At 48.7% G+C, this 20449-nt stretch carries 22 protein-coding genes; 2 read left to right on the forward strand and 20 right to left on the reverse strand.

From position 1 onward, the window contains the following. The first annotated feature begins 159 nt into the window (after positions 1-159). Positions 160-1344: a ribose-phosphate pyrophosphokinase gene (locus OCV62_RS01855; RefSeq protein ID WP_021914553.1), complete on the forward strand. Its 1185-nt coding sequence runs from the start codon at positions 160-162 to the stop codon at positions 1342-1344. A gap of 239 nt (positions 1345-1583) precedes the next feature. Here OCV62_RS01855 and OCV62_RS01860 read toward each other — a convergent pair whose 3' ends face one another. After that, the gene (locus OCV62_RS01860) at positions 1584-2615 is read right to left on the reverse strand and encodes a glycoside hydrolase family 172 protein (RefSeq protein ID WP_262584844.1); all 1032 of its coding nucleotides are present in this window, start codon (positions 2613-2615) and stop codon (positions 1584-1586) included. 222 nt (positions 2616-2837) lie between these two features. Here OCV62_RS01860 and OCV62_RS01865 point away from each other — a divergent pair, with 222 nt between their 5' ends. Continuing rightward, positions 2838-3839: an NYN domain-containing protein gene (locus OCV62_RS01865; RefSeq protein ID WP_117960078.1), complete on the forward strand. Its 1002-nt coding sequence runs from the start codon at positions 2838-2840 to the stop codon at positions 3837-3839. 103 nt (positions 3840-3942) lie between these two features. On the opposite strand, the gene OCV62_RS01870 is transcribed toward OCV62_RS01865, so the two are convergent. The 19 genes from OCV62_RS01870 to OCV62_RS01960 all read right to left on the reverse strand — a co-directional run bounded on the left by OCV62_RS01870 (position 3943) and on the right by OCV62_RS01960 (position 20412). Further along, on the reverse strand, positions 3943-4554 hold the full coding sequence (locus tag OCV62_RS01870) for a cytidylate kinase-like family protein (RefSeq protein ID WP_021914556.1): 612 nt from the start codon (positions 4552-4554) through the stop codon (positions 3943-3945). Positions 4555-4650: 96 nt separating this feature from the next. Next, on the reverse strand, positions 4651-6003 hold the full coding sequence (locus OCV62_RS01875) for an ArsB/NhaD family transporter (RefSeq protein WP_262584845.1): 1353 nt from the start codon (positions 6001-6003) through the stop codon (positions 4651-4653). Positions 6004-6206: 203 nt separating this feature from the next. Beyond that, positions 6207-7052: a helix-turn-helix domain-containing protein gene (locus OCV62_RS01880; RefSeq protein WP_262584846.1), complete on the reverse strand. Its 846-nt coding sequence runs from the start codon at positions 7050-7052 to the stop codon at positions 6207-6209. Positions 7053-7062: 10 nt separating this feature from the next. Continuing rightward, positions 7063-9675 (reverse strand): sensor histidine kinase, encoded by a 2613-nt coding sequence (locus OCV62_RS01885; protein WP_262584847.1) that lies wholly within the window; start codon positions 9673-9675, stop codon positions 7063-7065. A gap of 29 nt (positions 9676-9704) precedes the next feature. After that, positions 9705-10400 carry a response regulator transcription factor gene (locus tag OCV62_RS01890; RefSeq protein ID WP_021914561.1) on the reverse strand — a complete coding sequence of 232 codons (696 nt, stop codon included), beginning with the start codon at positions 10398-10400 and terminating at the stop codon, positions 9705-9707. A 117-nt stretch (positions 10401-10517) separates the two neighbouring features. Next, positions 10518-11348 carry a peptidoglycan editing factor PgeF gene (gene pgeF / locus OCV62_RS01895; RefSeq protein ID WP_262584882.1) on the reverse strand — a complete coding sequence of 277 codons (831 nt, stop codon included), beginning with the start codon at positions 11346-11348 and terminating at the stop codon, positions 10518-10520. 41 nt (positions 11349-11389) lie between these two features. After that, on the reverse strand, positions 11390-11773 hold the full coding sequence (locus OCV62_RS01900; RefSeq protein ID WP_262584848.1) for a YraN family protein: 384 nt from the start codon (positions 11771-11773) through the stop codon (positions 11390-11392). Then, on the reverse strand, positions 11774-12583 hold the full coding sequence (locus OCV62_RS01905) for a ribonuclease HII (protein WP_262584849.1): 810 nt from the start codon (positions 12581-12583) through the stop codon (positions 11774-11776). It abuts the gene before it with no gap. A gap of 12 nt (positions 12584-12595) precedes the next feature. Further along, positions 12596-13141 carry a signal peptidase I gene (lepB, locus tag OCV62_RS01910; protein ID WP_021916004.1) on the reverse strand — a complete coding sequence of 182 codons (546 nt, stop codon included), beginning with the start codon at positions 13139-13141 and terminating at the stop codon, positions 12596-12598. 3 nt (positions 13142-13144) lie between these two features. Beyond that, on the reverse strand, positions 13145-14032 hold the full coding sequence (ylqF, locus tag OCV62_RS01915) for a ribosome biogenesis GTPase YlqF (protein ID WP_262584851.1): 888 nt from the start codon (positions 14030-14032) through the stop codon (positions 13145-13147). Between the two features lie 74 nt (positions 14033-14106). After that, a complete protein-coding gene (gene lepB, locus OCV62_RS01920; RefSeq protein WP_262584852.1) occupies positions 14107-14703 on the reverse strand; it encodes a signal peptidase I in 597 nt (198 codons plus the stop codon). A gap of 83 nt (positions 14704-14786) precedes the next feature. Further along, positions 14787-15134, reverse strand: a complete 348-nt coding sequence (rplS, locus tag OCV62_RS01925) for a 50S ribosomal protein L19 (RefSeq protein ID WP_021916007.1) — start codon at positions 15132-15134, stop codon at positions 14787-14789. 156 nt (positions 15135-15290) lie between these two features. Further along, the gene (gene trmD, locus OCV62_RS01930; RefSeq protein WP_262584853.1) at positions 15291-16688 is read right to left on the reverse strand and encodes a tRNA (guanosine(37)-N1)-methyltransferase TrmD; all 1398 of its coding nucleotides are present in this window, start codon (positions 16686-16688) and stop codon (positions 15291-15293) included. A gap of 7 nt (positions 16689-16695) precedes the next feature. Next, complete coding sequence (rimM, locus tag OCV62_RS01935; RefSeq protein WP_117959646.1) at positions 16696-17208, reverse strand: ribosome maturation factor RimM; 513 nt, start codon at positions 17206-17208, stop codon at positions 16696-16698. A gap of 59 nt (positions 17209-17267) precedes the next feature. Then, positions 17268-17495, reverse strand: coding sequence for a KH domain-containing protein (locus OCV62_RS01940; RefSeq protein WP_021916010.1), 228 nt, complete (start codon positions 17493-17495; stop codon positions 17268-17270). 79 nt (positions 17496-17574) lie between these two features. After that, a complete protein-coding gene (gene rpsP, locus OCV62_RS01945; RefSeq protein ID WP_117959645.1) occupies positions 17575-17820 on the reverse strand; it encodes a 30S ribosomal protein S16 in 246 nt (81 codons plus the stop codon). 59 nt (positions 17821-17879) lie between these two features. After that, the gene (gene ffh / locus OCV62_RS01950) at positions 17880-19232 is read right to left on the reverse strand and encodes a signal recognition particle protein (protein ID WP_021916011.1); all 1353 of its coding nucleotides are present in this window, start codon (positions 19230-19232) and stop codon (positions 17880-17882) included. 22 nt (positions 19233-19254) lie between these two features. Further along, complete coding sequence (gene ylxM, locus OCV62_RS01955; RefSeq protein ID WP_021916012.1) at positions 19255-19569, reverse strand: YlxM family DNA-binding protein; 315 nt, start codon at positions 19567-19569, stop codon at positions 19255-19257. Positions 19570-19647: 78 nt separating this feature from the next. After that, positions 19648-20412 (reverse strand): amino acid ABC transporter ATP-binding protein, encoded by a 765-nt coding sequence (locus OCV62_RS01960; RefSeq protein WP_262584854.1) that lies wholly within the window; start codon positions 20410-20412, stop codon positions 19648-19650. Between the last annotated feature and the right edge of the window lie 37 nt (positions 20413-20449).

Raw genomic sequence — 20449 nt, forward strand, 5'->3', positions numbered from 1 at the left:
CTTCTTTTTTTGAATCTAATTCCTGTACCTTCCTATTTTACTAGAAAAATCCCGCTCTGTCACGAGAAATTTCTTGACGCGCCAACAGGCGGATGATATAAATGAAAGGTAAATGTACTGTCTGATGAATTCCATCAGGATATAATGGAGGAAAATCAAATGCCTAATTTACGCGAACTGGAAAATGCACTTCCCGTTGGCCCTCTGAAAATCATTGCGTTAAACTCCGCAGAGAAGCTCGGCAGAAATGTCAATGATTATCTCGTAACATTCCGCAGAAATATGCGCAAGACCGTACATGACGATCCTGCATTCCGCGGCTATATCGAAAACAACTATCTGGTTGACGCCAGCTGCCCACGTTTCGGCAGTGGGGAAGGCAAGGGTGAACTACACGAATCCGTCCGCGGTACCGACCTCTATCTTCTGGTCGATGTCTGCAACCATAGCCTGACCTATTCTTTAAACGGCTATACCAACCATATGTCTCCCGATGACCATTATCAGGACTTAAAAAGAATGATTGCCGCCGTAGAAGGTAAGGCAAAGAGAATCAATGTCATTATGCCCTTCCTGTATGAAGGCCGTCAGCACAAAAGAAGCGGCCGTGAATCTTTGGACTGTGCCTATGCACTGACAGAGCTCGCTGAAATGGGCGTTACCAACTTTATCACCTTCGATGCGCACGACCCCAGAGTACAGAACGCAACCCCTCTGTGCGGCTTCGATAACTTTACCCCTCCGTATCAGTTCATGCGTGCCCTGCTCGACAACGTGCCGGATCTCATCATCGACAAGGATCATATGATGGTTATCAGCCCGGATGAAGGCGCACTCGACCGTACCACTTATTTTGCAAATGTGCTCGGCGTCAACATCGGTATGTTCTATAAGCGCCGCGATTACTCCGTAATCGTAAATGGCAAAAATCCCATCGTTGCACATGAATTCTTAGGAGATAATATTGACGGCAAGGATATTGTGATCGTCGATGATATGATTTCCTCCGGCGGAAGTATGCTTGATACCGCCCGTCAGTTAAAGGAAATGAATGCAAGACGTGTATTCATCTGTACGACCTTCGGTCTGTTCACAGACGGCATGGCTGCATTCGATGAAGCCTATGAAAAGGGATGGTTCGACAAGGTAATCACCACCAACCTCACCTACCAGATTCCCGAGCTGCTCTCCCGCCCTTACTACATCGAAGCGGACATGAGCAAGTTCCTGGCATCAATCATCGACTTCATGAACCACGATGTTTCCATGTCCAACGTCCTGACTCCTACCGAGAAGATCCGTACAATTCTGGAAAAATACAACAAGCGCGAGTCTTATTTATAAATTCCGTTATCAGACAGCTATACTGTCCGGTGTCTTTATAAAAGTGCAAAAAAGAATGTGCCTTGGCACATTCTCGTAGCGCGTTTTTATTTCATAGGATGCATTTTCCTATGAAATAAAAAGAGCGAACCACTGCAAGGTGCAGAATGGTTCGCTCTTTTTTGTTCATGACAATAGAATGCTCGCAGAGCGTGCATTCTATTGTTTGCTGTCAACTACGTTCCAAAATCAGTCAGAGTTTACTTCATCACCATCTCTGCATCTGCAGGAAGCTCAAACGGCAGTTTTCCGGGCTTTTGCTGATACCAGAACGCCACAGAGGTATAATCATCGTATCTCGGTCCTGTCCAGCCAAGGTTGTCCATTGTCATCTTAAAACTCTTCGAAAAATAAACCGGATCTTTTACATGGAAGCGGTAAAGCAAAAAGCGCTGCTGCTGGTTGTAAAACTCTTCGTTATCGCCAAGGATCGCATATAATCCGGTATACAATCCGGAGAAGGTCTGATATTTGTTCAAAATAATATCATTTCCGAACCCGTAAGATCCGCAGAAATAATCCTCCGTACCGGTATAATTCATGGAAGGGTATTTCGCACCATCAATATACATCTTGATCTCGCCTTCTACCCAGCAGGTGTTGTTGCCATTCATGCCGGAGGAAAAACATACACCGGCAAACATTCCGGGACCCTCAACGTTGTCCAGCACAGTATAGGAACGTCCTTTCTGCACCGGATGCTCCTGTCTGTAAACTGCATGGAAATATCCGCTGTCCTCCGGAATTTCCCCGTGCCAGCCGGAAATCATATAAAACAGCGTCTGCTTCTGCTCTCCTCTGTTTTCCATTGTAATTTTACAATGCTTGTAAAAAGGCATCTCCCAGTAGCTGTTATAGCCGCGTCCCGGTGCAGTCAGCATCGTCGCAGCATTCAATACAACATACTTTCCATCCCTGTCCTTGAAATTCTCATCATAAGCACATCCGAAAAATGCGGAAATCGGTGCTTCTACCGAAGGGAACTCCTCATTATCCCAATAGATTCTCATCACAAAGGAATGTCCCACATAGCCGGTAAACCAGATATGCGTAATCATACCCGGTCCGTCGGTATCGCATAAAACAACCGTTTCTCCCGGCTCAATGTCGATACAAGGACGCAATTTTTCGCAGTCCTTTGCATGCGTGCCGCCTTCTCTGGTTCCTGTTGGATTCTCTGCGGAAAACCCAAAACTCTCTCTCTGCCTGATCTGAAAAAGTGATGTCTCCATATCAAAATCTCCCTTTCGCTGCTCTTTTGTATTCCTTTTCCGTTTTACAGCTTATGCTTATTATACCTGATTTGCTCTTATCTGAAAAGGGATAACTTGCATTTCAAAATCGGAAATTTGCAGGAAAACAGCAAAATCTATCGTTTTAAAAAGGATACAGAAAACTCCTTTGCAAAACACCTCCGGACGAGTTATACTGAAAGAAAAACGGGAGTGTCATACATGGACCAGAATGAATCCAAAATGCAGATTGCAGTACTGATCGATTCAGAAAACGTCAGTTCCAGATATGCATCTATCATTTTTAATGAAATCGAAACCTACGGCTTTGCCACTTATCGCCGCATCTACGGTAACTGGACAAAAAATAACGGCTGGAGTGAAAATATTCTTCTGGAGAATTCCATCACACCGATTCAGCAGTTTAACTATACCTCGGGCAAAAATTCTTCCGACATGACGATGGTCATCGACGCGATGGACATCCTCTATTCCGGCAATGTAGACGGTTTCTGTCTCGTCACCAGCGACAGCGATTTTACCCGGCTCGCCATGCGCCTGCGGGAAGCCAATATGTACGTGATTGGTATGGGAGAATCCAAAACCCCTGCTGCCCTCACAAAAGCGTGCAACAAATTCATCCATCTGAATCTGATTTTTGAAGCAAGTGTTACCCTTTCCGAAAGTCAGACCGCCGAACTGCATGAAGACTTTTCCTCCGACCGCAGCGTCAAAGCGAATGCAGTCACCCCGATCGCCGATATCGAAGAAGCCATCATTTCTGTCATCAACGATAATGAAAACAAAGGGAAACTCACCTATATGGGAGAAATCGGCAGCCGTTTAAACAGCAAATTCACCGATTTCGATGTCCGCAACTACGGATATACCAAGCTCTTAACATTTATTCAGGACAAATGCGCCAAGCTCGAGCTGGTGAAAGAAAATTCCTCTTATTATGTGAAAGTCCGCGAAATAAACAATGTTTCCGAAATGCAGAAGGAAGTAACGGATCTCATTGAGAAAAGCGGCGGCAGTGTGGATAATCTCTCTGTCATCTACGACTGCCTGAAAAAGAAGCATCCGGACTTTGACCTAAAGGATTACGGCTACAGCCGCCTGTCCAGCTTCTTACGCAGCATGGGCAATATTTCCGTCCGTGGAAACGCTGTTACCCTAAAGGATGCAGCAAAGCAAAAGACTCGAAAAAAAACAAAACAATAGAATGCACGTTTCGCGGATCTTCTATTGTCATGACTAAAAACGTCCGGCAAAATGCCTTGGGAATTTTCCCATCTGCATTCTACCGGACGTTTTTCAGATCGTCTCAGGCTTCTTGAACGGATTCTGCGATCCGCTCTCTAATATAACTTTCCAGGAAATCCGCCGTCTTTTCAATCCCCATCCGGCTGCTGTTGATGCTCAGATCATAATTACGGGAATCTCCCCATTTTCCCTTTACGTAATAGTTGTGGTACATCTTACGCTGGCGATCCTGCTTTTCGATCATATTCTTCGCTTCTTTCTCCGTCAGGTTGTGAAGCTTCATAATACGTGCAGTCTTGACCGGAATATCACCCAGCACAAAAATCGTGATCAATCCCGGGGTTCCTGCAAGTTTTGTTTCCGAGCAGCGTCCTACAACGACAAAGGATTCTCCCTCATCTGCTTTTTTCTTCAGATACTCGAACTGCATCTGCGCGATATTTTCTTCTGCAGAGGTCGAATACTCCCTTACCCTTCTGGAAAACAGGATGTTTCTGGGCACTTCATCATAACGGTGCAGCGTTTTGGCGTCTACGTTTCTCTCCTGCGCAATAGATTCCAGAATATTGCTGTCGTACAAAGGCAGATCAAACCTTTTTGCCAGAGTCTCCGCAATCACATGACCGCCGCTTCCAAATTCCCGTCCTACAGAAATAATCAGCTGTTTCTTCATACACATACCCCTCCGTTACCCCTTATATTTTTCGTTTCGGAGAATTCAGTTTTGCCGCAGGCAAAAAACTCCCTCCGGCAAAACAGGATTCTGCTTTTAGAAATATCTCAGGAAAATGCAAACCATCGAAATTGAAATGACAATGATCGTCGCAGGTGCCGCATATTTACAGTAATATCCCCATCCAATCGGATAGCCTTGCTTAGTCGCGACGGAAATTCCAACAACGTTTGCAGATGCGCCAATCGGTGTTGCGCTGCCGCCGATATCGGTTCCCATGGAAAGTGTCCACGCCAGCGTACTCAAATCTATGCCCTGCAGCGCCGACAGCGTCTGGATGACCGGAATCATCGTCGCTGCAAACGGAATATTGTCAACAAATGCACTTGCAATTGCGGATATCCAGAGAATAATCGCGCACATCAGCATGCCGTTGGAGCCGCTCAATTTACTGATCAGACCGGCGATTTCTTCCAGTACGCCCGTCTGCTCCAATCCGCCGACTACAACAAACAGACCAATAAAGAATAAAAGCGTCTTATAGTCTACTTTGGAAAGCAGCTCTTTTGCATCCTTATACTGTGTCACAAGTGTCAAAATCGCAATAAACGTACCGATAAACGCAACGGTCAGCCCCGTCTGCGCATGGGTTACCAAAAGGACAACTGCCAGCAGGAAAATGACACAGCTCTTTGCAAACTCACCTTTATCTGTAATCGCTTCCTTCGGATCGGGATAAGAAGTAATCTGAACCGCTGCACCCTGTCCGGCCAGTTCCTTATGGAAGCATAAGTAAAAATAAATCACGATGACAATAAGCGATATCAGAGCGATAAAGCCGGTGTTGGAAATAAATTCACCGAAGGTATATCCCAGGGATGTGCCGATGATAATGTTGGGCGGATCTCCACACATCGTTGCCGAACCGCCAAGGTTCGCACAGAAAATTTCCGACAGAATAATCGGAACCGGATTACACTTGAGCGTCTGCGCCAGCTCCAGTGTAACTGCCGCCAAAAACAGGATGACCGTAATACTGTCGATGAACATCGCCAGTACAAAAGACATCAGCATAAACGTGATAAATACCGGAATCGTGCGATATTTTACCAGCTTTGCGATCTCCAGACAGAGCCAGCGGAAAAATCCTGCCTTTCCCATTCCCTCTACCATGATCATCATACCTAAAATGAAAATGATGGTAGACCAGTTAATTCCGGACGAAGATGCCTCTCCTTCCGCTGCCGTGTACCAGAAGCTTGCCTGAAAGATGCTTTTCACATTCAGCGTTTCCACAATCGCATCCTTACTGTGCATGCCCAGTCCAAGCACCAGTACGATCATCAAAAGTCCACAGCCAAGGGACACATACTGCCGCTCGATTTTGTCCATGACAATCAGGACAAACATCACTACGAAAATCAGAACTGCCAATATATGCGGTGCCATTTTCGTTCCCTCCTCTCATATTCTCTTTTGACATTATAATGCATTTTTCGAGGAAGCATAATTGATACTTTGCACAATAAATTCAGTCAAAATTCAGCATCTTTCCAGTTCTCTTAACATTCTTCTGGACAATTTGACATAGCACATCAACTCTGCATGAAACCTTCTCCGCTTCCAGAGCATGAACTGCCGTCTCTTTCCCTTCACTCCATCGGAACTGCAATCCCGATCAGCGTGTCCTCCGCCAACTGATAGGCAATCTCCTCTTTCCAGTTTAAATCAGCTGTTTTTTGTGAAAAGTGGAGCTTTAACATCGCCTGATCTTTTGGCGCAGAACCGGCGTTTTTCAATGCCGCCAAAAACAGCTGATATTCCGGATCCGTAATCAGGTACAGCTCTGTTATCTCCCCTGCGGTTTCGCCATAAAAATACCAGTCCTCAAATTCACAGTGCGGATTGAAAAAAACAAACGCATTGTCCGCCTGATAAAAACCGTGCCTGTCCTTTGCAGAAACTTTTTTCGCAGGCAGATTGTTAAAATCGTCTTCCGTATTTTGTGGTGAACCTGCATCTGTGCTGCCTGCTGCAGTCCCGTCAGATTCTGCCCAGGGGATATCGTTCCCACCCATAAGCTCCGGGACCAGGTCTTTCGCAGCCTCATACAAACGTCCAAAACGTTCCAGTTCCCTGCACAGCGGCAGCAACTCCTCGCCAAGCTCTGTCAAATGGAAACGAACATCGTCTGTCCGATGGGCTCTCTCCTGAAGCATCCCGAATACATCGGTATCCGACAAGTCTTCCATTCCTCCCGGCTTTCCGTCTGCGGACACAACGATTGCCGCCGTGCCCTCTTTTTCTGCGGACACCAGCCCGACAGCCTGCAGCATACAAAGCTCTGTCCCCACGCCCTGCTCGTCTTCGTCCATATATCCCGCCAACTGTTTTTCGGACATCGGCTCTTTTTTTAATAAAAATACGATCTGCAGGCGGCTGCCGCTCAAAAGCTTCGCCGCCTGCAAACCGGACTTCCATACGTTTTCTGTATTCATCCTGTAAGGCTTACCTCATCTGTATTTCTATCTCCGGCTGCGGTACGTCCAGACAGGAAAATCCGATCTGTACCTTGAACAGGTCGCCGTCCAGATAGATTTCAAACGTTCCCTTCTGCAGCGTCGTCAGGTTCTGTGCAATCGACAGTCCCAGTCCGCTGCCCTCCGTACTTCTGGAAATATCGCCTCGGATAAACCGTTCCGTCAGCTCCTCGGCACGGATGTTCAACGCCTGTGCGGAAATATTTTTCATTGTAAATACCGCGATTTCCCTATCCTCCTGTCTGACTCTGCGGATTTCCAGATAGACCCGCGTGCCTTCCAGCGCATACTTGCAAACATTGGAAAACAAATTCTCCACCACGCGCCAGATTCTTCTCGGATCGGCTTCGATATAAACCGGCTCCGGCGGCAAACTGACGATCATTTCCAGGCATTTTTCCTTTAATTTGTCATCGAACTCCCCGCAGGTCTGCTTGACGAGTTCCTTGAAATCCAGTCGCTCCATCTGCAAAGAAATATTGCCGGACGTGATCTTGGATGCTTCCACCAGATCGTCCGTCAGCTGCTTCAAGCGCTGGGACTTCGCATCCAACACCTGTATATAGCCTTTCGCGCGCTCGTTGTCGATCTGCTCGCGCTTTAACAGGTTCACAAAGTTGATAATCGACGTCAGCGGCGTTTTGATATCATGGGAAACATTCGTAATCAGATCGGCTTTTAACCGTTCGTCCTTCATGCTCTTTTCAACCGCCGTCTTGATGCCGTCTCCGATGCCGTTGACCGCTTCCGCCAGTTCCCGGTTTTCTCCGTGCATGCCGGAAAGATCGACCTTCAGATCCAGATCGCCGTGTCCCAATCGAACCGCAGTGTCCACAATCTGCTGCTGATCCTTTTTCGAGCTGTACAGCATCAGAATCGCAATGATATCGATTACAGCCGCGATCAGAATCCCTACAACACCGCAGCCGCCCAGAATCAGGTTGCCCGCAAGCAACAGTAAAAACGGAAGCAGACTCCTGACCAGAATGTGCCCGTTGTCATAAAGGTGCAGCACGCCGTTCCCAATCCGACTGAAAATCAGCCGCAGCATGGAATTGCTCCACAGTGTATGCGCTCTCGCCCGTCTGACAAGACTCAAATAGAAAAACAAAAACACATCGTCCAGTAAAAAGGCAACAACACCCACTGCAAACGGGAACCACACCGCATGCGTCACATCCGTCAACGCCGTCTGCGCAAGCAGATACAAAAGCCAGCTGACGCCAAGGATCATACCTATCATCAAAATTCCTGCCGCCACAAACGGCTCCGTCAGCACCGTGTCCCGAATCCTTAATTCAATCTGATAACCGCCGCCCTCTTTGCGGACACGCCCTTCATACCGAGTTACCCGAAGCAGCAGCCAGACAGAAACCACCAGAAATAACATGCCGACTGCAGCCAGATAACCATAATAAGGAACGACTCTGTGGTACGCCGCACGCGCGGTTGCAAAGCCGTCCTGTGCCGGATACGTCGTATCAACTGCCAGCCATACCCGCGTATTATCGCCAAAGGCATACTGATAGGAGGACAGCTCCTGTCTAAGCTCCTCCGCAGCAATCTCCGTATTCGTCAAAAGCTCCGCCCGATCCGCATTATAGCACAGATATCTGCCATATTCTTCAAATTGTCTCGTGATTTCGTCTAATTTTTTATCTGAAAAATCGTCCTTCAGATTCGTATAATAATGGACTTCGCCATCCTGATCCATCCGGTAACAATATCGGATATTTGACGCGTCCAGACCGTAACTGTCTTTGTACGCCGAATATTCGGAAAAATTATAAAAAAGTTCCTTCGATGTCGTCTTTAAATCGTCCCGCAGCTGAATGTATTCGTCTGTGTCGGACGCATATTGCGCCAGGTCCTTTCCCTCTGCAGACAGATACCGGGGCACCAAAAGATCCAGCTCCATCCCATCTGCATCCGAATAATTCAGTCCCAGCTCCTCGCACTTTTTCTGATATTCTTCCCGGCTGGACGGAAGCTCCTGAATCATCTGCATCGAAAGCGACTGCTTCTGCCGTTTCTGATCCAACTTCTGCAACACATTCAGGGTTGCCGTTTCCCCGTTCCAGTCGTTCCCGCTCAGCCCCTCCTGACCGGAAAAAACGCTGGAATCCCCTTTAAAATAAGCGTCCAGCTGTGCCTTCGTCGCAAAAACCTTTTCCGTCACGAAGCCATAATTTCCCCATTTGACCAGATCATCCAGATAAAAAGACGCCGTTGCCGTCGTATCACGGACATCTTCCTGCCTGTGGGCAAATTCCGCGATATCGATCTGCTTTTGTCCGTTATAAGTTCCGTCCGTTTCCAACTGGCTTCGGATGACAGAAAGCCGCGTCACTCCCCGGATTTCTTCGGACAGAATGTCCGTGAACAGATCGGAATTTTCAAACGAATTACTGTTTTCAAGCAGATTGATCTGCTGTTCATACAGCCTGCCATTTCTCTCCACGCTGACCGAACTATTGCAGGCAAGCCCGACAAAAATTGCCGCAAAAGCCGCTGCCAGCACTTTCTGAAAAATGAGCAGCACTCTTCTGTCCTTCTTTCCAATGACCCATTTCTTTTTCATGAGCCCGTACTCCTTTCCGGCTTTTTTCGTCACGGCTGCTTCTCGATCTTGTATCCGACACCCCAGACAACCTTCAGATAACGTGGCTCCTTCGGGTTAATCTCAATCTTTTCCCGGATGTGCCGGATATGGACAGCCACTGTATTGTCCGCACCGATTGCCTCTTCTTCCCAGATGCTTTCATAGATCTGATTAATCGAAAAAACACGCCCCTGATTGCGCACCAGAAGCAACAGAATATTGTATTCAATCGGTGTCAGCTTGACTGGCTCTCCGTCCACCGTAACCTCTTTGGTCTCGTCGTTGATCACGAGTCCGCCAGCGCGGAACACTGCATTATTGTCCGTGTTTAAATTTCCCAGCTTCGTGTAGCGGCGCAGCTGCGACTTCACCCGCGCAACGAGCTCAAGCGGATTAAACGGTTTTGTCACATAGTCATCCGCGCCGATGTTCAGCCCCAGAATCTTGTCCGCGTCCTCGGATTTTGCCGACAGGATAATGATCGGAATGCTGCTGTATTCCCGAATTTTGAGCGTCGCATGGATTCCGTCCAGCTTCGGCATCATAATATCGATAATCAAAAGCTGAATGTCGTTTTCTTTTAACGCCCGGATCGCCTGCTCCCCGTCATATGCCTTGATGACATTGTAACCCTCCTGCGCCAGATAAATTTCGATTGCTTCCACAATCTCTTTATCATCGTCACATACCAGAATATTTGTCATAATACCCTCCATTTTCTGCTTTCTCTCTATTAAACCAGAAAAATCTGAATCTGCTGTCCGGGATATTCTTAATATTTTATAAAGATTTTACCGACAGCAGCCTCTTTCGCGCGCATTCTATTGCTTCAGCATCAGAAACGCCGCCAGATTTCCGCGTTTTCCCTTGCTCGCCCGATGAGAAAACAGATAGCTCGGATTGCAGCAGGTGCAGATGTCCGTCATCGACAGATGCTCCTTTAAAATCCCTGCGTCAAGCAAAATTGCTTCATTAGCACGCCACAGGTCCAGCTGATATTTTCCATTGACCTTTTCGGTCAGTATATTTTTCAGGGAAACGTCCTGATATCTCTCCTGAGAAAAGAGCTTTTCAAAAGGTTCTGCCACATCTTTTCCGACTTCATAGCAGTCCTGACAGATCGACGGCCCAATCGCCGCAAAAATATCCTCCGGACGGCTTCCATACGCCTCGCGCATCGCTTCGACCGTCTTTTTTCCCATCTCACCGACTGTCCCACGCCACCCGGAATGAGAACAGCCGATCGCATGATGCACAGGATCGACAAACAAAAGCGGCACGCAGTCCGCATAAAACGTGCCAAGTATCAGCCCGGGCACGTTTGTGATCAGCCCGTCCACATCCCGATAATCTTTTTCTTTCGTCACGCCCTTTCCTGCATCCTCTTTTTCCACACGGCGGATGTTTGTCGTATGGGTCTGATCGGAGCAGACGAACGCGTCCGAAGTTGTCCCGAACACGCCTGCCGCCCGCCGGAAATTTTCATCCACCGCCTCCCGGTTCGTATCCCGCGCATAGCTGAAATTGAAAGAAGCACAGTCCCCGGTGCTGACACCGCCGAACCTGCTGGTGACCATATGAGTCACTATATTTAACCGTTCTAGCGCCGGAAAGGTGAGATATTCCACCTCTCCGCTTTTGTGAATTTCCATACCCGGATAACCCGTCTTTTTCCGGATCAGATCTTTTTTTGCTATCTTCGTCTCCTGCTGTTCCACGTCCCTGCCCTCCTGTATTCAAATGCGTTTTGAATCCACTGGATCTCTTTTCTGCAGACCGCCACCACGTCAAAGCGGATCTGTACATCCCCCTCTACAGGATGCTTCCACAGATACCAGTCTGCGCAACGGCAGATTTTTTCCTGCTTTGCGCTCCCAACCGCCTCCAACGCTGTCCCAAATCGGTCGTCGTTCCGATATTTTACTTCAAAAAAAACAAGGCAGCCCCGGTGAAACCCGATGATATCGATTTCTCCCCTGCTGCACCTGTAATTACGCTCCAGAATGTTTACTCCGCTGCGCATCAGATAAGCTGTCACTGCTTCCTCCCAGAAAGCGCCCGCCTGTCTTTTATTCATTTAACCTTCTTTCACAAAATGACCGATGAAGCTTCTGCGGTGAATCGCCGTCGGTCCCATGGTCTGCAGTGCCTCGATATGCTCTTTTGATCCATACCCTTTATTGCGTGCAAATCCGTAGCCCGGAAAAACTTCCTCATACTGCTCCATCATCCGGTCCCTCGTCACCTTCGCTACAATGCTCGCTGCAGCAATGGATACGCTTTTTGCATCTCCCTTGATGATCGGAACCTGTTGAATTGCCACCTGCGGAATCCTTACCGCATCGTTTAGCAGAACTGCAGGCTGAGGATTCAGCTTTTCAATCGCCTGACGCATCGCTTCGTAGGTCGCCTGCAGGATGTTGATCTCATCGATTCGCTGTGGGCTGACAATCCCGATTCCCACCGTCACTGCGTGCTCCAAAATGACGTCATATAACTGTTCCCTTTTTTCTGCAGAAAGCTGCTTGGAATCGTTCAGATACAAAATTTCGCAGTTCTTCGGCAAAATAACCGCGCCTGCAACAACCGGTCCCGCCAGCGGTCCCCTTCCAACCTCGTCAATGCCGCAGATCAGGCCTTCGTTTTCATAGTCCCGTTCATACTGCTGCAGCTGATAAATCCGCGCCGTTTCCTTTTCCAGCGTCTCCCGCTGCTTTTCCGAACGCCGGATCAGCGCCTGCACACCGCTTCTTGTGTCTTCCCGATAGGTTTGTTCCAGATTCTCCAACAGGCCTGCCGCAGACTCTGCCTCTGTCCGCATGGAGGCTTTCTTCAAGCGCTCTCCGGCTTCTGCAAACCGCGCTTTAATTTCCCCGATTTTTTCCATATCAGATGTCCCTTACTGGTGTTTTAACACTCCAAATTTATGAAACGGCCAGATTCTGACCCACGCTTTTCCGATAATCTGATCCCGGTGGATATTTCCGACGCTCGGCTCCCGGCTGTCCGAGCTGTTGTTTCGATTATCGCCCAGCACAAAATATTCGTCCTCGCCGAGGGTAATCGGCTCGCCTGCGCGCCCCGGTGACAGCATCACTTCCTTGCCGTAGCCTTCCTCCAGCACCTGTCCGTCAATGTAAATCGTTCCGTCCGTGCCGATCTGAACCGTTTCGCCTGGCAGACCGATAATCCGCTTAATGTAGTAAACATTTTCATCGTACTGAAATGGGAACACGATAATGTCAAAGCGCTGCGGATCCTTGAAACGATACGAAATCTTGTCTACGATCAGGTTATCGTTATTGCTCAGTGTCGGCTCCATCGAGCTTCCGTTGACCTCCGTGCGCTGTCCGACAAATGTGATCACCAGCCAGGTGATACCCAGGACAACTACGATATATAAAAGCGTGCTTCCGATTTCTTTCAGGATTGCTTTTCCACTCATGGCTTACGCCTCCTTTTTCGGCAATTCCAGCGTCATGCGGCCGAGCCTGCCGCTGCGAAAATCATCCAGAACGAGAGCCGCGCCCTTTTCATATTCCGGCTCGCCGCCCTTTTTCAGACAACCGCGGGACTTGCAGACTGCTTCCAGAAGGGCGAGGGCCGAATGGAGGGACGCCTGTACGTCGCCATCTGCGCCTGCTGTATCCAGTGTCAGCTGATACCGCTTTTCCAACGCCTCCGGGTAATTCTCCCCAATAAACACAAGCAGGGAAAGTGCCATTTCTTCGCGGTTTAAGATTTCATCGTTCATCGAGCCGATCAGTGCGAGGCGTTCTCCCACCGCCTGATCTTCGAATTTCGGCCACAGGATGCCGGGCGTATCCAAAAGCTCCAGACCCTTGTTCAGGCGAATCCACTGCTTGCCCTTCGTTACGCCGGGCTTGTTTCCGGTTTTCGCGCACGCCTTTCCTGCGAAGCTATTGATAAACGTCGATTTTCCTACGTTTGGAATTCCTGCCACCATCGCACGCACCGGACGGTTCAAAATACCGCGTTTGCGGTCGCGCTCGATCTTTTCCCGGCAGGCTTCCTGAACCTTTCCCTGAATCGCTTTCATCCCGGCGCCGCTTCTGGCGTTGATTTCCAGTACAGCAAAGCCAAGACTTTCAAAATATGCCGTCCAGGCGCGGTTTGCAGCCGGATCGGACAGATCGGATTTATTCAATAAAATCAGGCGTGCCTTGTTTTTCCCCATCTCGTCGATATCAGGATTGCGGCTCGATTGCGGACATCTGGCGTCCACCAATTCGATAATCAAGTCGATCAGCTTGATATCTTCCTGCATCGCGCGGCGCGCTTTCGTCATATGTCCGGGATACCACTGGTATACCATAGTTTTCTTTCCTTTTCTGTAACTGTGAGGGTACTGAACAGTTACCCTTTTCTTTATAATATTCTGTGTGATTTTCAGTGAATCAGCCCCCAGCCATCCGTGCCGTTTCCGAAATGGAACCACGCCTCGCCGACGATCGTGCTGCGCAGCACCGGACCGACATTGGCGGAACGACTGTCCTCACTGTTATTACAATTATCGCCGAGCACGAAATATTCGTCCCTGCCCAGCTTGATTTCATTCTCTGCAATACCGGCTGACGCGATCAGATCCATCTCTTCATTTTCCTGCGCCTTACCGTCTATATATAAAATGCCGTTCTGAATCAGGACGGTCTGCCCCGGAACCGCTACAACACGCTTCACATAATAGTGGGCATTCTGATTACCGTTTGGCAAAAATACAACCACATCCCCTGTCTGTGGAGAAAAGAAACGGTACTTTAAGCGGTTAACCAAAATTCCCTGTCCGTTCGTCAGCCCCGGCTCCATGGAAACGCCGATCATGTTCGTGCGCAGTCCGACCGCCCAGATCACCATAAACGCCAGAAAAACTGCCAGTACAGACAGCACAATCCAACTGAACACCTCTTTGACCGCCTGCATGCTGAGCCCTTTTTTCTTCCGGTAAAACTGCAGTCCACGCTGTCTTCTTCTCATACAAATCTCCATTCCGCAGCCGCCGTTTCGTCCTGCAGACATCCTAAAAAGCAAAAAAGGGGCTGCCGTTACTGGTGCCCCTCTCTTCGCAATTCTTATTTTACAACTTCTTTGACCTTTGCGCTCTTGCCGACTCTGTCTCTTAAGTAGTTCAGCTTTGCTCTTCTTACTTTACCCTTACGAACAACTTCTACCTTCTCAACGTTGGGAGAATGTAAAGGCCAGGTCTTTTCAACGCCGACGCCGTTGGAGCTCTTTCTTACGGTAAAGGTTGCACGGTTGCTGCCGCCCTGTTTCTTTAAAACAACACCTTCGAATACCTGAACTCTCTCACGGTTGCCTTCCTTGATCTTACCATATACTCTTACGGTATCGCCTGTCTCAAATGCAGGTACTTCAGCTTTCAGCTGAGCAGCTTCGATCTCTCTGATAATTTCGTTCATTGCTTTTCCTCCTGATTTCTGGATGTTCTTAATACGATTCCCGTAACAGAGGACCATCTCCTTTTTTCGCAACATTTGCAGTATAACATAGCTTTCTCAAATATGCAAGGTTTTTCTTCCTAATAAGAAAAATACCACCCGGTTTTACCGCCGCGCCTAGGATACCCAGAAAACGCTCCCCGGTGCAAAGCGCATGCCGGATTTTTTCTGCAGTGCAGCGGAAATTTCGTTTTCCACGAATACATGCGCATAGGGCACATGACCTGCCGCAAGCTCCCGCCGGATCATTTCAGCCTCCAGGAGACTCCCGATTCCTCTTTTCCGGAAGGGCTCCAGCACTTCCAGCATTCCCATGCCGCCGTCGTTGTGCACGCCTGCAAAGCCTGCTAGCTCCCCATCCAGAAATGCACCGATCATCTGACGCGATGCGATCCGTTCTCTGATGTAGGCTTCATCATGATAAAGATGATAATGTGCCTCTACGTTTGCCGCATACGTTTCGTCCAGCTCCCGGATTTCAACGGCTTCGTCCGGCTCCGGAAGGTCAGGCGCTTTTTTTTTCGGATAAATCACCTGATAGCATTCATTGAAATTTTTTAACCCGAAACGCTCTAAAATGCTCGTCAGCACAAATTTCTGATGACAGACATAGACCGCACCGGTCGGGTCCGTCAAAGACAGCAGCCGTTCTCCTGCGTCCTTTGTTTTGGCAGTGATCCGATACACACCGCCTGACCTGTCCTTTGTCAGCACGCCGTCCTCCCGGACTGCCAGGATGTCAGCTTTGCCTCTCCGGATATCCTCAATCATGTCCATGTGAAGCATTTTATCTTTTAACAAATATTCCAGCGCACGTCCGGGCAAATCGTACTTTTCATATAAATCCGGTCGCCGAGCTTTCGTCCGCTCCTCAGACTTTTCCAGGCGCCATTTGTCTATCCTTGCATGGTCGCCGGAAAGCAGGATATCCGGAACCTTTTTGCCCTCCCAGACCTCCGGTCGGGTGTACTGGGGATATTCCAGCAGATTCTCCTGAAAGCTTTCTGTCACGCCGGAATCCTCATTTTTTAAAACACCGGGAACCATCCGGGAAATCGCGTCGATCATCACCATCGCCGGAAGCTCTCCTCCGGTCAGCACATAATCACCGATGGAAACCGGGTCTGTCACGATCTCTTCGATCACGCGCTCGTCGATTCCTTCATAATGCCCACACAGAAAAATCAGCTCTTCCTCCTGTGCAAGCTCCTTTGCCATCTCCTGGGAAAAGGTTTTGCCCTGTGGGCTCATAAACAGCACCCGCACTGTTTTTTTGCCCTCTGCAGGCTTTGCAACCGCTTTCCAGGCGTCGTAAACCGGCTGTGCCTGCATCAGCATGCCCGCACCGCCGCCGTAAGGGTAATCGTCCACCTTATTGTGCTTATCCTGCGTGTAATCGCGGATATTGACCGCATGGATTCCGATCAGTCCTTTTTGGATCGCCCGTCCTAAAATGCTCGTCTGCAGTCCGTTTTCCACCATTTCCGGAAACAATGTCAAAATATGAAACTGCATTTTTTCGTCAGTCCTCCAGCAATCCGTCCAGGATATGGATTTTCATCCGTCCTGCTTCCACATCGACATCCAGCACACATTCCTTGATTGCAGGCAAAAGCAGCTGTCTGCCATCCTTTAACCGAATCTGATAAACATCATTTGCGCCGGTTTCAATGACATCCTCTAAGGTTCCAAGCTCCTGCTCCTGTTCATCCAATACCTTCACGCCGATCAGATCTGCGATAAAATACTCGTCCTTCTGTAGGCGTACCGCATTTTCCCGTGTCACATACAGGCTCTTTCTCCGGTATTTTTCCGCCTCGTCTATCGTATCGATTCCACGGAATTTCAAAATGGCGAATTGCTTGAAAAATTTCACGCTCTCGATTTCCAGAATCCGGTTTTCCTTTCCCGTATCCAGAATCACTTCTTTTAACTTCTTAAAACGGCGCACATCATCTGTCGTCGGAAAAATCTTGACCTCCCCGTGCACACCGTGTGTGGAAGCAATCACTCCCACCTGCAGTCTTTCTTCCATATAACCTCTCATTTCACAAACAGCGCCTTGCTTTTGCAAGACGCTGTCCATTTCAGATGTCAGATGATATCCACATCCACTTTTTTATTATCTTCCATCGCCGCAGCCTTTACCACAGTGCGAATTGCCTTAGCAATACGGCCCTGTTTACCGATTACCTTGCCCATATCGGAGGGTGCAACATGAAGTTCAACCGTCAGGCTTCTGCCGTTTTCCTTTTCGGAGACGCTCACTTCATCCGGATGATCCACAAGTGCCTTTGCGATCACTTCCACCAAATCTTTCATAATCCACCTCCATAAGCCTGCTACAGTCAGCCCCACAGCTACTGCTCGTTTGCGTAACCGTCTGCTTTACAGAGCTGTCTTATTTCTCGATTCCTGCTGCCTTGAAGATCTTGCCTACGATTTCGGTGGGCTGAGCGCCATTGTTGAGCCACTTTTTAGCCAGCTCTTCGTTTACCTTGAAAGTGCTGGGATCTGTATTCGGATCGTATGTGCCGATCTCTTCGATGAAACGACCATCTCTGGGAGATCTGGAATCTGCTACGATGATTCTGTAAATCGGGTTCTTCTTGTATCCCATTCTTCTTAATCTGATCTTTACTGCCATTTTTCTTACCTCCAAATGAAATATAAATATGTTTTCTTGTGTGCGATCTGCACTATTTATCAGAAAGGAAGTCTGAACTTACCTTTTCTTGCACCTTTGCCTCCCAGCATTCCCGGGAACTGCTTCATCATTTTCTGACTCTGCTCAAACTGCTTGATAAATCGATTGACTACGCTGATGTCCACCCCTGCGCCTCGTGCAATACGGTGCTTGCGGCTGGGATTTAAAAGCTTGGGATTGCGGCGTTCCTGGGGCGTCATGCTCAGCACGATCGCTTCCATTCTTGCCAGCTGTTTTTCATCGATCATCGATTCGATATCGCCCATCTTCGAACCCATGCCGGGCATCATGCTCAGGATACCGGACAGCCCGCCCATGTTGCGCATCTGCTTCATGCTTTCCAGGTAGTCCTCAAAATCGAACTTGCCCTTCTTCATGCGCGCCGCCATCTCTTTTTCCTTGCCAGCGTCAATATCGAGGTTCGCCGAAGCTTTTTCAATCAGGGTGAGCACATCGCCCATTCCCAGAATTCGGCTCGCCATACGGTCGGGATAAAACTGTTCCAGATCGGAAAGCTTCTCTCCCATACCAACATATAAAATCGGCTTGCCGGTAACGGCTTTAATGGAAAGCGCCGCACCGCCTCTTGTGTCACCGTCCATCTTGGACAGGATCACGCCGTCGATTCCTACTTTTTCATCAAATTCCTTCGCCACATTGACCGCATCCTGACCGGTCATGGCATCCACTACCAGAAGTGTCTGATGGACCGTCACTGCCTGCTTGATCTTCTGCAGCTCCTCCATCATGCCCTCATCGATATGCAGGCGACCCGCAGTATCCAGAATCACGACATTATTGCCGTTTTTCTCTGCATGCTCCATCGCCGCTTTTGCGATGTCAACCGGGCTGTGGCTCGTGCCCATGGAAAAGACTTCCACCTGCTGTTTCTCGCCGTTGATCTGCAACTGTTCAATCGCTGCCGGACGGTAAATGTCACAGGCTACAAGCAGTGGCTTTTTGCCTTTTAATTTAAACTTGCCTGCCAGCTTCGCAGTCGTTGTCGTCTTACCTGCACCCTGCAGACCGCACATCATAATCACGGTTGTCGCTTTGCCGGGCTGGAACTGTAATTCCTGTGTCTCGGAACCCATCAGGGAAGTCATCTCTTCGTTTACGATCTTGATGACCATCTGACCGGGATTTAATCCGTTCATGACGTCCTGACCGATCGCCCGTTCTTCCACAGACTTGACGAACTGCTTGACAACCTTGAAGTTTACATCCGCTTCCAGCAGTGCCATCTTGACTTCCTTGAGCGCAACTTTGACGTCCGCCTCTGTCAGTCTGCCTTTGCTGCGCAGATCCTTAAACACATCCTGCAGTTTATCGGTTAAGCTCTCAAATGCCATTCAAATCCTCTCCCGCGATCCGTTACAGTTCTTCTAAAATCTGTCCCGCCAGTTCTCTGACCTGCGTCTCCGTGCTGATCTGTTCGATCTTCTCTACGGTGTGCTTGACTTTCTGAAATCTCGCAATCAGGTGCAGCCGCTCTTCATAGCTCTGAAGCGTCCGGTCGCATCTGCGGACAAGATCGTGTACGCCCTGTCTGCTGATCCCCTGTTCCTCTGCGATCTCACTCAGGGACATGTCGTTTAATACCACATCCTCATAGATCTTTCGCTGATGCTCGGTCAGCAGTTCGCCGTAAAAGTCATACAGCATACCCTGTTCTACGATTTTTTCCATATTGCGTCCTCACCTGTGCTATCATACCCGAAAAAAAAAGGTGTGTCAAGTAAAAAATCTTGACACACGCAAAAATTTTCAGACCTGCATGACACGACCGATGAACTCCTTCACACGGGCATTCGGGTTTCCAAACACTTCCTCCGGCGTACCCTCCTGGCAGACCAGACCTTTTTCCATGAAAATCACGCGATCCGAAAGCTCTTTGGCAAACTGCATCTCGTGTGTAACGATCACCATGGTCATGTGCTCGTCTGCCAGCTGCCGGATGACACGCAGCACCTCTCCGGTCAGCTCCGGGTCAAGCGCCGAGGTCGGCTCGTCAAAAAATAAAACCTTTGGCTGCAGGGCAAGCGCTCTGGCAATCGATACTCTCTGCTGCTGTCCACCGGAAAGCTGATAGGGATAGGCATCTGCCTTATCCGACAGCCCCAGCTGTTTTAACAGCTTCCATGCGCGTTCTTTTGCTTCTTCTTTGGAAACACCATCTACGCAGACTGGTGCATCGATGATATTTTTCATCACTGTATAATGCGGAAACAGGTTGAAATTCTGGAACACCAGGCCGAAATTTTTCCGGATTTCCTTTAATTGCTTCTTATTTGCATAGACACATTTTCCGTTTTCTTCCCACGCAGCCTTTTCTCCGAGAAAAGAAAGCTCGCCGCCATCCATTTTTTCCAGCATGGTCACACAACGCAACAGTGTCGATTTGCCGGAGCCGGACGGACCGATCACCGATACGACTTCTCCCTTATGGACGGAAAGAGAAATATCCTTTAAGACCTCCAGCTCCCCAAATGTTTTTTTTATATGATTCATTTCCAGATAAATCTGATTCATTGTAACTTCGTACCTTTCCTGAATTTCCGTCTGACTG

The sequence above is a fragment of the Gallintestinimicrobium propionicum genome (assembly GCF_025567525.1).
In the GTDB taxonomy this organism is placed as follows: Bacteria; Bacillota; Clostridia; order Lachnospirales; family Lachnospiraceae; genus Gallintestinimicrobium; species Gallintestinimicrobium propionicum.

Bases quoted from the DNA above. Each gene is read 5' to 3' on its own strand.
- OCV62_RS01855 (WP_021914553.1), top strand. From the start codon at position 160: ATGCCTAATTTACGCGAACTGGAAAATGCACTTCCCGTTGGCCCTCTG.
- OCV62_RS01860 (WP_262584844.1), bottom strand. From the start codon at position 2,615: ATGGAGACATCACTTTTTCAGATCAGGCAGAGAGAGAGTTTTGGGTTT.
- OCV62_RS01865 (WP_117960078.1), top strand. From the start codon at position 2,838: ATGGACCAGAATGAATCCAAAATGCAGATTGCAGTACTGATCGATTCA.
- OCV62_RS01870 (WP_021914556.1), bottom strand. From the start codon at position 4,554: ATGAAGAAACAGCTGATTATTTCTGTAGGACGGGAATTTGGAAGCGGC.
- OCV62_RS01875 (WP_262584845.1), bottom strand. From the start codon at position 6,003: ATGGCACCGCATATATTGGCAGTTCTGATTTTCGTAGTGATGTTTGTC.
- OCV62_RS01880 (WP_262584846.1), bottom strand. From the start codon at position 7,052: ATGAATACAGAAAACGTATGGAAGTCCGGTTTGCAGGCGGCGAAGCTT.
- OCV62_RS01885 (WP_262584847.1), bottom strand. From the start codon at position 9,675: ATGAAAAAGAAATGGGTCATTGGAAAGAAGGACAGAAGAGTGCTGCTC.
- OCV62_RS01890 (WP_021914561.1), bottom strand. From the start codon at position 10,400: ATGACAAATATTCTGGTATGTGACGATGATAAAGAGATTGTGGAAGCA.
- pgeF (WP_262584882.1), bottom strand. From the start codon at position 11,348: ATGGAAATTCACAAAAGCGGAGAGGTGGAATATCTCACCTTTCCGGCG.
- OCV62_RS01900 (WP_262584848.1), bottom strand. From the start codon at position 11,773: ATGAATAAAAGACAGGCGGGCGCTTTCTGGGAGGAAGCAGTGACAGCT.
- OCV62_RS01905 (WP_262584849.1), bottom strand. From the start codon at position 12,583: ATGGAAAAAATCGGGGAAATTAAAGCGCGGTTTGCAGAAGCCGGAGAG.
- lepB (WP_021916004.1), bottom strand. From the start codon at position 13,141: ATGAGTGGAAAAGCAATCCTGAAAGAAATCGGAAGCACGCTTTTATAT.
- ylqF (WP_262584851.1), bottom strand. From the start codon at position 14,032: ATGGTATACCAGTGGTATCCCGGACATATGACGAAAGCGCGCCGCGCG.
- lepB (WP_262584852.1), bottom strand. From the start codon at position 14,703: ATGGAGATTTGTATGAGAAGAAGACAGCGTGGACTGCAGTTTTACCGG.
- rplS (WP_021916007.1), bottom strand. From the start codon at position 15,134: ATGAACGAAATTATCAGAGAGATCGAAGCTGCTCAGCTGAAAGCTGAA.
- trmD (WP_262584853.1), bottom strand. From the start codon at position 16,688: ATGCAGTTTCATATTTTGACATTGTTTCCGGAAATGGTGGAAAACGGA.
- rimM (WP_117959646.1), bottom strand. From the start codon at position 17,208: ATGGAAGAAAGACTGCAGGTGGGAGTGATTGCTTCCACACACGGTGTG.
- OCV62_RS01940 (WP_021916010.1), bottom strand. From the start codon at position 17,495: ATGAAAGATTTGGTGGAAGTGATCGCAAAGGCACTTGTGGATCATCCG.
- rpsP (WP_117959645.1), bottom strand. From the start codon at position 17,820: ATGGCAGTAAAGATCAGATTAAGAAGAATGGGATACAAGAAGAACCCG.
- ffh (WP_021916011.1), bottom strand. From the start codon at position 19,232: ATGGCATTTGAGAGCTTAACCGATAAACTGCAGGATGTGTTTAAGGAT.
- ylxM (WP_021916012.1), bottom strand. From the start codon at position 19,569: ATGGAAAAAATCGTAGAACAGGGTATGCTGTATGACTTTTACGGCGAA.
- OCV62_RS01960 (WP_262584854.1), bottom strand. From the start codon at position 20,412: ATGAATCAGATTTATCTGGAAATGAATCATATAAAAAAAACATTTGGG.